9 protein-coding genes are annotated in these 11862 nt (G+C 71.8%); 8 read left to right on the top strand and 1 reads right to left on the bottom strand.

Annotated features, from left to right (window positions below):
- Positions 1-28 precede the first annotated feature (28 nt).
- Complete coding sequence (locus tag NDW01_RS07210) at positions 29-1663, top strand: NlpC/P60 family protein (RefSeq protein ID WP_252817919.1); 1635 nt, start codon at positions 29-31, stop codon at positions 1661-1663.
- Here NDW01_RS07210 and NDW01_RS07205 read toward each other — a convergent pair.
- Positions 1635-2123 carry an inorganic diphosphatase gene (locus tag NDW01_RS07205; protein WP_252786836.1) on the bottom strand — a complete coding sequence of 163 codons (489 nt, stop codon included), beginning with the start codon at positions 2121-2123 and terminating at the stop codon, positions 1635-1637. The genes NDW01_RS07210 and NDW01_RS07205 overlap by 29 nt on opposite strands.
- Before the next feature lie 106 nt (positions 2124-2229).
- Between NDW01_RS07205 and dacB the strand changes: the two genes are divergently transcribed.
- The 7 genes from dacB (at position 2230) to NDW01_RS07170 (ending at position 11859) form a co-directional block, all read left to right on the top strand.
- Entirely contained in the window at positions 2230-3609 is a 1380-nt protein-coding gene (dacB, locus tag NDW01_RS07200) for a D-alanyl-D-alanine carboxypeptidase/D-alanyl-D-alanine endopeptidase (RefSeq protein WP_252817915.1), read from the top strand.
- A 436-nt stretch (positions 3610-4045) separates the two neighbouring features.
- Positions 4046-5155 carry a zinc-dependent metalloprotease gene (locus NDW01_RS07195; RefSeq protein ID WP_252818753.1) on the top strand — a complete coding sequence of 370 codons (1110 nt, stop codon included), beginning with the start codon at positions 4046-4048 and terminating at the stop codon, positions 5153-5155.
- A 114-nt stretch (positions 5156-5269) separates the two neighbouring features.
- Entirely contained in the window at positions 5270-6403 is a 1134-nt protein-coding gene (gene tilS, locus NDW01_RS07190) for a tRNA lysidine(34) synthetase TilS (protein WP_252817912.1), read from the top strand.
- A gap of 59 nt (positions 6404-6462) precedes the next feature.
- Complete coding sequence (hpt, locus tag NDW01_RS07185) at positions 6463-7035, top strand: hypoxanthine phosphoribosyltransferase (protein ID WP_252817910.1); 573 nt, start codon at positions 6463-6465, stop codon at positions 7033-7035.
- 191 nt (positions 7036-7226) lie between these two features.
- Positions 7227-9242 carry an ATP-dependent zinc metalloprotease FtsH gene (gene ftsH / locus NDW01_RS07180; protein ID WP_252786839.1) on the top strand — a complete coding sequence of 672 codons (2016 nt, stop codon included), beginning with the start codon at positions 7227-7229 and terminating at the stop codon, positions 9240-9242.
- Positions 9239-9835, top strand: coding sequence for a GTP cyclohydrolase I FolE (gene folE / locus NDW01_RS07175; RefSeq protein ID WP_252817907.1), 597 nt, complete (start codon positions 9239-9241; stop codon positions 9833-9835). Before ftsH ends, folE begins: the two co-directional genes overlap by 4 nt.
- Positions 9836-10119: 284 nt before the next feature.
- Positions 10120-11859 (top strand): phosphatidylglycerol lysyltransferase domain-containing protein, encoded by a 1740-nt coding sequence (locus NDW01_RS07170; protein WP_252817904.1) that lies wholly within the window; start codon positions 10120-10122, stop codon positions 11857-11859.
- Positions 11860-11862: the final 3 nt, after the last annotated feature.

The following is an 11862-nucleotide window of genomic DNA, read 5'->3' as shown; positions in this document are numbered from 1 at the left end:
ACGAGGAAACGGGGTCCGAGGGGGCACTGTGTCAGCTGTTGTCCGGCGCCGGCTCGGCGCCGTGGTGGTCGCGACGTGCGCGATCGCCGGTCAGGCCGCCGGCCCGGCCGGCGCCGAGGTCCTCGCGGGGGCCGCTCCGGGGGCTCGGCCCGCGCCGGGCGCGGACACCGGACCCACCGCGCGGGACGTCGCGCGGGGCAGGGAGCGGGTGCGCGCGCAGGCCGTCCGCGTCGGACGTATCAACGCCGAACTCGCCCAGGCCGACGGGCTGCTGGGCGACCTCGGCGACCAGGCGGAGAGCGCCGTCGAGCGCTACAACGCCGAGCGCGTCAAGCTCGACCAGGCGAAGGCGGCGTACAAGGCGGCGGCGCGGCGGTCGGCGCAGGCGCGGCGCCGGCTCGCGCAGGTACGGGACGACGTGGCGAGGATGGCGGTCGGCGCCCACCACGGCCAGGGCGGCCCGCCGCCCGTGGCAATCGCTTCGGGCGGTGCGGGAGGACGTGCCGCTTCGGGCGGTGCGGGAGGATCCACCGCTTCCGGCGGTGCCGGAGGACGTGCCGCTTCGGGCGGTGCGGGAGGACCCGCCGGGTCCGGCACGCGGGCGACGGCGCAGGGACCGGCCGATCGCAGACGCGCCCTGCTCCAGCGGGAGGCCGCGGCCCAGACCGCCGCGGACGTCTCCGAACTCCAGGCGCGCGAAGCGCTCGCGGCCCAGGAGGAGGCCGTACGCAGCGCCGCCGACGCCCGGCAGGCGGCCGTCGAGGCGGTGACGCGCCAGCAGGAGGCGGTACAACGGATCCAGCAGCGGAAGGCCGCGCTGATCGCCGAGCTGGAGGCCGCCCGGACGAGCGTCGCGGCCCTCGAAGAGGCCCGGACCGCGGCCCTGGACCAGGCCCGCGTCGCGGGCGTCGGACCCGAGCGGACCGTCTCGTCCCACCAGGTCGTGCCCACCGGAACCTCGCCGCAGCAGGGCGTGCCCGCCGGAACGTCGCTCCACGCCGGGGTGCCCGGCGAAGCCTCGTCGCATCAGGTGGTGCCGACCGGGACCTCGCCTCGTCAGGCCGCGCTCGCCGGGAGCTCGCTTCCTCAGGAGGTGCCCGGCGGGACCTCGCCGCGTCAGATCATGCCGGCCGGGGCCTCGTCGCATCAGGTCGCGCTCGCCGGGACGCGGCTCGGCGCCGGTGACCGGGCGCTCGTCCGTGGGCTCGCGCGCGGCTCCGACCTCGGCTCTGTCGCCGCGACCGCCGCGTTGAAGTGGCTCGGCACGCCGTACTCCTGGGGCGGAGGGAACGAGACCGGGCCGACCCGGGGGATCGCGCAGGGGGCGGGCACGGTGGGGTTCGACTGCTCGGGCCTGGTGACCTACGCCTGGGGGAAGGCCGGGGTGCGGCTGGTCCACTACGCGACCGCGCAGTACAACGCCGGCCCGCACCCGTCACGCGGTGAACTGCGCCCAGGGGACCTGGTCTTCTTCGCGCACAATCCCGCCGACCCGAGCACGATCCATCACGTCGGGATCTACATCGGAAACGGGCAGATGGTGGAGGCGCCGTTCACCGGCGCGCGGGTGCGGATCTCTCCGGCGTTCCGTCCGGATTACGCCGGAGCCACCCGTCCTGTCGCCGCGCCGCTGCTCAGTGACCGTGCTGCGCCGCGCGCTTGACCGACAGCTCGATCTCGGCCTCGGCCTCGGCTCGGCCGGTCCAGCTCGCACCCTCGACGGATTTGCCGGGCTCGAGGTCCTTGTACACCTCGAAGAAGTGCTGGATCTCCAGCCGGTCGAACTCGGAGACGTGGTGGATGTCGCGCAGGTGCTCCATGCGCGGGTCCGTGGCGGGTACGCACAGTACCTTGTCGTCACCGCCCGCCTCGTCGGTCATCCGGAACATCCCGACGGCGCGGCAGCGGATCAGGCAGCCGGGGAACGTCGGCTCCTGCAGCAGGACCAGGGCGTCGAGCGGGTCACCGTCCTCGCCCAGTGTGTTCTCGATGAATCCGTAGTCGGCCGGGTACTGGGTCGAGGTGAACAGCATACGGTCCAGCCGAATTCGGCCGGTCTCGTGGTCCATCTCGTACTTGTTGCGCTGGCCTTTCGGGATCTCGATGGTGACGTCGAATTCCACAATGTCCTCCGCTCCCCGGGGCGGGCCGAGGTTGTTCTGGTTGGATGTTGGCTCGTACAAGGATCTCGCACCGTGGTGAGTGCACGACGATGGGGGAGGGGCGCACGTGCCGAGGCCTGAGCGCGTCGTGGCCATGCTCACACTGGCGCTCTTGAACGTCTTCCTTGTCGCCGCCGCGCTCGCAGTGGTCAAGCTCACACCGGACCGTTCCCTGGCGGTACGGCCCCCAACCGTCGCAGAGCGGACGATCCTGACGGCGGCGGCACCGGCGCTGAGCCCGACGACCGCGACCGCGCCGGAGCCGAGCTCGGGCAGCCTCACGTCCCGGCTGGACGGCCTCATGGGGCAGTCCGGCATGGGGGCGAACCTGTCCGGCACCGTGATCGACGTGAGCACCGGGCGCGCGTTGTACGCCAGCAACGCCGACCGGCCGGCCGTTCCCGCGTCGACGACCAAGCTGGTCACGTCGACGGCGGTCCTCGCCGCCGTGGGGCCGGAGCACCGGCTGACCACGAAGGTGGTCAAGGGCGGTGGCGGCGTCATCCTCGTCGGTGGCGGCGATTCGTCCCTGACCCGTTCGCCGGGCAAGAACGCGTATCCGCGCCCGGCCTCGCTGACCGACCTGGCGAAGCAGACGGCCACGTCGCTGAAGGCGGCCGGCACCCGGAGCGTGCGCGTCGACTGGGACGTGTCGCTGTTCCAGGGCAAGCAGATGGGGCCGAGCTGGAAGGCCAACTACATCGGCGAAGGCGACGTGTCCACGGTGTGGGCGCTGGAGGTGGACGAGGGCAGGGTCGCCCCGACCTCGCACGTACGCGTGCAGAACCCGCCCCGCATCGCCGCCGACGCGTTCGTGAAGCTGCTGCGCAAACAGGGGATCTCCGCGACCCTCGGGTCCCAGACCACCGCGCCGCAGGGCGCGCAGCAGCTCGGCGCCGTCCAGTCCCCGCCCGTCTCGGCGCTGGTCGAACAGCTGCTGACCAACAGCGACAACGACATGGCCGAGGCGATGGCCCGTCAGGTGGCCCTCGCCCGCCACCGGCCGGCGTCCTTCGCCGGGGGCGCGGCGGCCGTCCACGAGGTGCTGGCCGGGCTCGGCCTCGCGAACGGCATCGCCACCGTCGACGGCAGCGGCCTGTCGCCCGACAACCGCATCACTCCGAACGGCCTGGCCCGGATTCTCGTGGCCGCGGCCTCGCCCAGCCACCCGGAGCTGGCCTCGATCATGTCCGGGATGCCGATCGGCGGCTTCTCCGGCACCCTCGCCGGCCGCTACCGCACCGGTTCCTCCGCCGCCGGGTTGGGCGTCGTCCGCGGTAAGACCGGCACGCTGAACGGCGTGAACACCCTCGCCGGCGTGGTGTACGACTCCGACGGCCGGCTGCTGTCGTTCGCCTTCATGGCCAACCACGTCGCGAACCCCAGCGCCGCGCTGGCCGCGCTGGACGGCCTGGCCGGCAGCCTCGCGACCTGCGGCTGCCGCTGACGGCTCCCCGGCGCCCGCTCCGCGCGGCGACCTCGGCCCCGGCCCGTGCGGCGGCCGCGCTCGCGGTCCGTGTGGCGGCCGTGCTCGCGGTCCGTGTGGCGGCCGTGCTCGCGGTCCGTGTGGCGGCCGTGCTCGCGGTCCGTGTGGCGGCCGTGCTCGCGGTCCGTGTGGCGGCCGTGCTCGCGGTCCGTGTGGCGGCGGCGGTCCCGGCCCGCGCGGCGGACGCGCACACGATCCGCGTGGCGGCCCGGGTTCCGGCCGACCGGGTGGCCTTGCCCCGGGTCCGCGTGGCGGCCCGGGGCCGTGCCGCCGGTCGGGCCGTGGGAGTCGATCCGGCCCGCTCGCGCGTTGGACGAGATATGGGCATGCCCCCGACAACAGCGGGGACGTACCGTTAGAGGTGCCCGGCCGGAGAGGTTACGTGATGCCAGCATCCATGATCGACTGGAACGTCGCCGTACAGACGGGGACCCGCCTCGTCCGCTCGGGACCCCAGGTGAGCCCCACGGAGGCCCGCCAGGTCGTCGCCGAGCTCAGAGACCTGTCGCGGATCGCGCAGGGCCACGTCCGTGAGTTCACCGGGATGGACGGCGGGCTGGACCCGTCCCCGGCCAAGGTCGTCGACCGGCCGGGGTGGATCAAGGCGAACGTCGACGGCTTCCGCGTCGTCCTCGAGCCCCTGATGGAGCAGCTCCAGGAGCGCCGGGGCGGCGGGATGCTCGGCGGGATCGGCGGCGGCGCCGGCGGCGCGGTCATCCAGGCCGTCGGCTCACGGGTCACGGGGGCCCAGGTCGGTGCGATCCTCGCGTACATGGCCAGCCGCGTGCTCGGCCAGTACGAGCTGTTCCTGCCGCCGGACCCGGCGGGCCGCGCCCCGACGGGGCGGCTGACGCTGGTCGCGCCCAACATCGTGCACGCCGAGCAGGAGCTGGACGTCGACACCCACGACTTCCGGCTGTGGGTCTGCCTGCACGAGGAGACGCACCGCGCTCAGTTCGCGTCGGTGTCGTGGCTGCGCGCCTACGTCCAGGACCAGATGACGGCGTTCCTGCTCGCCGCCGACCTCGATCCCGGCGCGCTGCTCAACCGGCTGCGCGACGTGGGCGAGGCCGTCGCGGACGCGGTGCGCGGCGGCGAGGGCAACCTCATCGACGCGATCCAGACACCGGAGCAGCGGGAGATCCTCGACCGTCTCACCGCCGTGATGACGCTGGCCGAGGGGCATGGCGACTACGTGATGGACGCCGTCGGCCCCGAGGTCGTGCCGAGCGTGGCCGACATCCGTGCCAAGTTCCAGCACCGCCGCGAGGGCGGTTCCGGGGTGGACCGGGTCATGCGCCGCCTGCTGGGCCTCGATCTGAAGATGAAGCAGTACGCCGAGGGCTCACGGTTCGTCAGGACGGTGATCGAGCAGGTCGGGATGGTGCAGTTCAACCGCGTCTGGACCTCGCCGAACACGCTGCCCACGCACGCCGAGATCCAGGATCCCGCCCTGTGGGTCGGCCGGGTGATCGGCAAGCCGGAGCTGCCGCCCACAGCGGACTGACCCCCGAGGCGCTCCTCGGGCGAGCTGATCGCAAGGCGCTCCTCGGGCCGGTGCCGGGCCGGGAAAACACCCCAAGGCGCTCGTCGGGTCGGCGGGGGGCTGGAGAATGGGGCCGTGGGACCTGATCCGGCGGTGGCGGCGGTACGCCTCGCGGTCCGTGGCGTCCTCCGCGAGATCGACGCGGGCGACCTCGTGCTCGTCGCGTGCAGCGGTGGCGCGGACTCCCTCGCCCTGGCGGGGGCGCTGGCGTTCGAGGCGGCCAGATCCGGTCATCGGGCGGGTGGCGTCACCGTCGACCACGGCCTGCAGGACGGCTCGGCCGAACGCGCCGCCGAGGTCGTACGGACGATGGCGGGGCTCGGTCTGGAGCCGGCCGAGGCCGTGCACGTCACCGTGGGAACGTCCGGCGGTCCTGAGGCCGCCGCCCGCGACGCGCGGTACGCCGCGCTCGCCGACGCCGCCGCGCGCCACCGCGCCACCGCGGTCCTGCTGGGACACACGCGGGACGACCAGGCCGAGACCGTGCTGCTCGGTCTCGCGCGGGGTTCGGGCGCCCGCTCCCTGGCCGGGATGGCGAAGGCGGCGGGCCCCTACCGCCGGCCGCTGCTGGACCTCGATCGCGATCTGGTCCGCCGCGCCTGCCTGGCGATGGGCCTGGACCCGTGGGAGGACCCGCACAACGGCGATCCGGCGTTCGCCCGGTCGCGGATCCGCCGGAACCTCCTGCCGCTGCTGGAGAAGGAGCTCGGGCCCGGGATGGCGGCCGCGCTGGCCCGTACGGCGCGGATGCTGCGCGACGACGCCGACGCCCTCGACGCCTGGGCCGAGCGCGCGCTCCAGGAGGCCGGGAAGCCGGGAGAGGCCGAGGGAGCCCCGGACGTCAGGGAGGCCGAGGGAGCCCCGGACGTCGGGAAGGCCGAGGGAACCACGGCTCTCCGGGAGGCCGAGGGCGGCGGAGACGGACCGGGGCGCGCGGCGCTCGGGACCTCGGCGGAGGGGCGGGAGACCGTGCTGGCCGTTGAGGTGCTGGCCGGGCTGCCACGGGCGGTGCGCACGCGGGTGCTGCGCCGGGCGGCGATCGCGGCGGGCAGCCCGCCGGGGACCCTGGCGGCCGTCCACGTCGACGCGGTGGACGCCCTCGTCACGGCCTGGCGGGGCCAGTCCCACGTGGACCTACCCGGCCGCGTTCAGGCCCGGCGCCGGTATGAAAGGCTGCTCTTCGGGCCGTCCGAATCCTCCGATAAGTAGGCAACCAGGAGTTTTCAGGCGGGCGTGAACTGGACGTCATGATCGCGAAAGGCTCTGCGGTGGACGAAACGGACATGCGGGCAGATCTCGAAAAGGTGCTCATCCCGGAGGAGGAGCTCCAGAGCAAGATCCGGGAGCTCGCCGCCCAGATCGACGCCGACTACGCGGGCCGGGAGATCCTGCTCGTCGGGGTGCTGAAGGGCGCGGTCATGGTCATGGCGGACCTCGCCCGCGCGCTGCACTCGCCGGTCTCGATGGACTGGATGGCCGTCTCCTCCTACGGCTCCGGGACCCAGTCCTCCGGCGTCGTGCGGATCCTCAAGGACCTCGACGCGGACATCATGGACCGCCACGTCCTGATCGTCGAGGACATCATCGACTCGGGGCTCACCCTGCACTGGCTGATGAGCAACCTGGCGTCCCGCGGCCCGGCCTCGCTGGAGGTCTGCACGCTGCTGCGCAAGCCGGACGCGGCCAAGATCGAGGTCGACGTGAAGTACCTCGGGTTCGACATCCCGAACGAGTTCGTGATCGGCTACGGCCTGGACTACGCCGAGCGCTACCGCAACCTTCCGTTCGTGGGAACACTTGCCCCACACGTCTACGGTGGAAGTGGGGAACAAGAGGGTTAGCTTAGTACGTTGCTAGTTGCGAAGTAGGGCACCGGTCGTCGTGCTGCGGTCTTCCGTGAGACCGGTGTACCTTCGGTATCCCGGCTGCAATGCGGGGAGCCACACTCGGGAAGGCCGCCTCGGCGCATTCGCGGCGGGGTCTTGGAGACGCTGGTCAGGAGGGACGGGCCCCATCGTGGGGCACCGCATAAATGGATCTGAAGCGCTACTTTCGCGGGCCGTTGCTGTGGATTCTGGCCTTCGGGGCGCTGGTGCTCCTCGTCATGTACGGGATCAATCCCGGCGGCTCGTACGAGAAGGCCGATACCTCGAAGGTCGTCCAGGCCATCCAGAACAACCAGGTCAAGTCCGCCCAGATCATCGACAAGGATCAGCGGATCGAGGTCAAGCTCAAGAACGGCAAGCAGATGCAGGCCTCCTGGGTCAGCGGCCAGGGCAACGACCTGGCCAAGCTGCTCCAGCAGAAGGCCGATCAGGGCCAGCTGACGAGCTACAACACCTCGGTGCCGAAGCAGAACGTCTTCTTGAGCCTGCTGTTCAGCTTCCTGCCGATCGTCGTCGTCGTGCTGATCTTCCTGTTCATCATGAACCAGATGCAGGGCGGCGGCTCGCGGGTGATGAACTTCGGCAAGTCGCGGGCCAAGCTGGTCACGAAGGACACCCCGAAGACGACCTTCGCGGACGTCGCCGGCGCGGACGAGGCGATCGAGGAGCTGCAGGAGATCAAGGAGTTCCTGCAGAACCCCGCCAAGTTCCAGGCGATCGGGGCGAAGATTCCCAAGGGCGTGCTGCTGTACGGCTCGCCCGGTACCGGTAAGACGCTGCTGGCCCGCGCGGTCGCCGGCGAGGCGGGCGTGCCGTTCTACTCGATCTCCGGTTCGGACTTCGTGGAGATGTTCGTCGGTGTCGGCGCCTCCCGCGTCCGTGACCTGTTCGAGCAGGCCAAGGCGAACGCCCCCTCGATCATCTTCGTCGACGAGATCGACGCGGTCGGCCGGCACCGTGGCGCCGGTCTCGGCGGCGGCCACGACGAGCGCGAGCAGACCCTGAACCAGCTGCTCGTCGAGATGGACGGCTTCGACGTCAAGGGCGGCGTCATCCTGATCGCCGCGACGAACCGGCCGGACATCCTCGACCCGGCGCTGCTGCGCCCGGGCCGCTTCGACCGGCAGATCGTCATCGACCGGCCGGACCTGGAGGGCCGCAAGGGCATCCTGCGGGTGCACGGCCGCGGCAAGCCGTTCGCGCCCGACGTCGACCTGGACACCATCGCCCGCCGTACGCCCGGGTTCACCGGCGCCGACCTCGCCAACGTGATCAACGAGGCGGCCCTGCTGACGGCCCGTATGGACCGCAAGCAGATCGACATGAACACCCTCGAAGAGGCGATCGACCGGGTCATGGCCGGGCCGGAGCGCAAGAGCCGGGTCATGTCCGACAAGGAGAAGAAGACGATCGCCTACCACGAGGGCGGTCACGCGCTCGTGGCGCACGCGCTGCCGAACGCCGACCCCGTGCACAAGATCACGATCCTGTCGCGTGGGCAGGCGCTGGGCTACACGATGACGCTGCCGATGGAGGACAAGTTCCTCGCCAGCCGGTCGGAGATGCTCGACCAGCTCGCGATGCTGCTCGGCGGCCGTACCGCCGAGGAGCTGGTCTTCCACGAGCCGACCACCGGCGCGGCCAACGACATCGAGAAGGCGACCTCGATCGCCCGCAAGATGGTCACCGAGTACGGCATGTCCGAGCGCCTCGGCGCCCGCAAGTTCGGCGAGGGCAACGGCGAGCCGTTCCTCGGCCGGGAGATGTCGCACACCCGTGACTACTCCGAGGAGATCGCCTCGGCGATCGACGACGAGGTCCGCCGCCTGATCGAGTCGGCGCACGACATCGCGTGGGAGATCCTCGTCGAGTACCGCGACGTGCTCGACAACCTGGTGCTGCAGCTGATGGAGAAGGAGACCCTCTCCAAGCAGCAGGTGCTGGAGATCTTCGAGCCCGTGACGAAGCGCCCGGCCGCCCCGTCGTACAGCGGCTACGGCAAGCGGCTCCCGTCGGACCGCCCGCCGGTGCTGACGCCGAAGGAGCTGGCGCTGCTCGGCCCGAAGGACGTCCAGGACCTCACCCAGGGCAACGGCAGCGGCTCGTCCCGCCCGGCGCTCGGTGAGCACCACCAGGACAGCGATACCGAAGGCAAGGCGTGACCGAGAGACTCGTCCCACACGGACCGCCGGTCGACCAGGCTCGAATCGAGAAGGCGGTCCGGGAGATCCTGCTCGCGGTCGGGGAGGACCCCGACCGCGACGGGCTGCTCGACACCCCGGCGCGGGTCGCCCGGGCGTACGCCGAGCAGTTCGCCGGGCTGCGGCAGGGCCCCGAGGACGTCCTCACCACCGTGTTCGACGCCGACCACGACGAGATGGTGCTCGTCAAGGACATCGAGGTCTACAGCACCTGCGAGCACCACCTCGTGCCGTTCCACGGCGTCGCGCACGTCGGCTACACGCCGAACGCCCGCGGGCAGATCACCGGGCTGTCCAAGCTGGCCCGGCTCGTCGACGTGTACGCACGGCGGCCCCAGGTGCAGGAACGCATGACCTCCCAGATCGCCGACGCGCTGATGGAGTTCCTCAAGCCGCGCGGCGTGATCGTCGTCATCGAGGCCGAGCACCTGTGCATGACCATGCGCGGGGTCCGCAAGCCCGGCGCGAGGACGGTGACCTCGGCGGTGCGGGGCGACTTCCGCGAGTCGCCGAGCACCCGCGCGGAGGCGATGAGCCTGATCCTCGGCCGCTGACTCCCGTCAGAGCGCCGGCACCGGCGCTCTGCTCGGCCCCCGCTCCCTCCCCGGCTCCGGCGCTCTCCTCGGCTCCGGAGCCTTTCCCCGGGGCCGAGGATGCCGATACCTGCCCTCAGGGTGACGGCCTTCTCACCGAACGGACTCGCGGCGAACTCCATGCCTTGACCAATCGTCGAACGAGTAGCCCCGTATCGCGGGAGACTGCGGCCGGACTCCGAGGAATCGAGGTCGGTGTAGATGGCAGACCGGGCACGCCCGGATGACGACGCTGTGGGGCAGTGATGGGGACGAAGCAGGACGCGCCGGTACGCCCGGAGCCGGGCGGAGCCTCGCTGGAGCGCCGCCTCCAGCGGCGCTGGGTGCCGGCCGTCACCGGATGGCTGTCCTTCCTTATCGGCCTGCACGACGTCGTCGGCGCACTGCTGCCCGAGTGGCATCGCCGGATGGTGCGGCTCGACGAGTACGTCCCGGGCTCCGTGAACAACGCGGCCCGTACGGCCACGCTCGTCGCCGGGCTGCTGCTGCTCCTGCTGTCCCACGCCCTGCGCCGCCGCAAGCGGCGTGCGTGGCGCGCGGTGGTCGGCCTGCTCGCCTTCACGATCGTCTCGCACGTCGTCAAGGATTTCGCGCTGTCGGCCATCGTCGCGGCGGCGATGCTGGGCGCGCTGCTGTACTTCCGCGACGAGTTCTACGCCACCGGCGACCCACGGACCCGGTGGCGGGCGCTATGGGTGGGGTCGTTCCTCGCGGCGGCCAGTGTGGGGGTCGGCCTGCTGTTCATCACGGTGAACCGGCACGGCCTCGTCCGTGACTACTCCTTCTCCGAGCGCCTGTGGCACGTGGTCGGCGGCCTGTTCGGCGTCACCGGTCCGGTGACGTTCGTCTCCGAGCGCCGCAACGATCTGTTCGGCCTGATCCTGGGCTCGCTCGGCCTGTTCACCGGGGGCATGACGGCCTTCCTCTTCCTCCGCCCGGCCGAGCCCGCCCCCTCCCTGTCCGCCGAGGACGAGGAGCGGATCCGGGCCCTCCTCGCCCGGCAGGGCCACCGGGACTCGCTCGGCTACTTCTCGCTGCGCCGGGACAAGAGCGTGATCTGGTCGCCGACCGGCAAGGCGTGCGTGACGTACCGCGTGGTGTCCGGGGTGATGCTGGCCGGCGGTGACCCGATCGGCGACCCGGAGGCGTGGCCCGGCGCGATCCAGGCGTTCCTGGAGGAGGCGGCCCGGCACGCCTGGGCGCCCGCCGTGATGGGCTGCAGCGAGCTGGGCGCGGAGGTCTGGTGCCGCGACACGGGCCTGTCGGCGCTCGAACTCGGCGACGAGGCGATCGTGGACGCCGCCGAGTTCTCCCTGGAGGGCCGGACGATGCGCAACGTCCGGCAGATGGTGAACCGCGTGGCCCGGCAGGGCTACACCGCCGAGGTGCGCCGCGAGAAGGACTTCGCACCCGAGGAGCTGAGAGCGCTGTGGGCCCAGGCGGACGCCTGGCGTGGCACCGACACCGAGCGCGGCTTCTCGATGGCACTGGGCCGGGTGGGCGAGTCCGGCGACGAGGAGTGCGTGGTCGCCACCGCGAAGAAGGACGGCGAACTGCACGCCATCCTGCACTTCGTGCCCTGGGGTACGGACGGCCTGTCCCTCGACCTCATGCGGCGCGACCGGTCCGCCCAGCCCGGCCTCAACGACTTCCTGATCGTCGAGGCGCTCAAGGCCGCCCCGGACCTGGGCGTCAAGCGGATCTCGCTGAACTTCGCGGTGTTCCGCGCGGCGCTGGCGCGGGGTGAGCGGATCGGCGCCGGTCCGGTCCTCAAGGCCTGGCGCGGCCTGCTGATCTTCCTGTCCCGCTGGTTCCAGATCGAGTCGCTGTACAAGTTCAACGCCAAGTTCCAGCCGGTGTGGCAGCCGAGGTTCTTCGTCTACCCGAGCCTGAACGACGCGCCCCGGATCGCCCTGGCCGCGCTGGAGGCCGAGGCGTTCATCGTCTGGCCGCGCGTCCGCATCCCCGGTCTGAAACGTCCGTGATGG

The organism is Actinoallomurus soli, assembly GCF_024055715.1.
Classification (GTDB): Bacteria; Actinomycetota; Actinomycetes; order Streptosporangiales; family Streptosporangiaceae; genus Actinoallomurus; species Actinoallomurus soli.
This window is presented reverse-complemented; position numbering and strand designations above follow the sequence as displayed.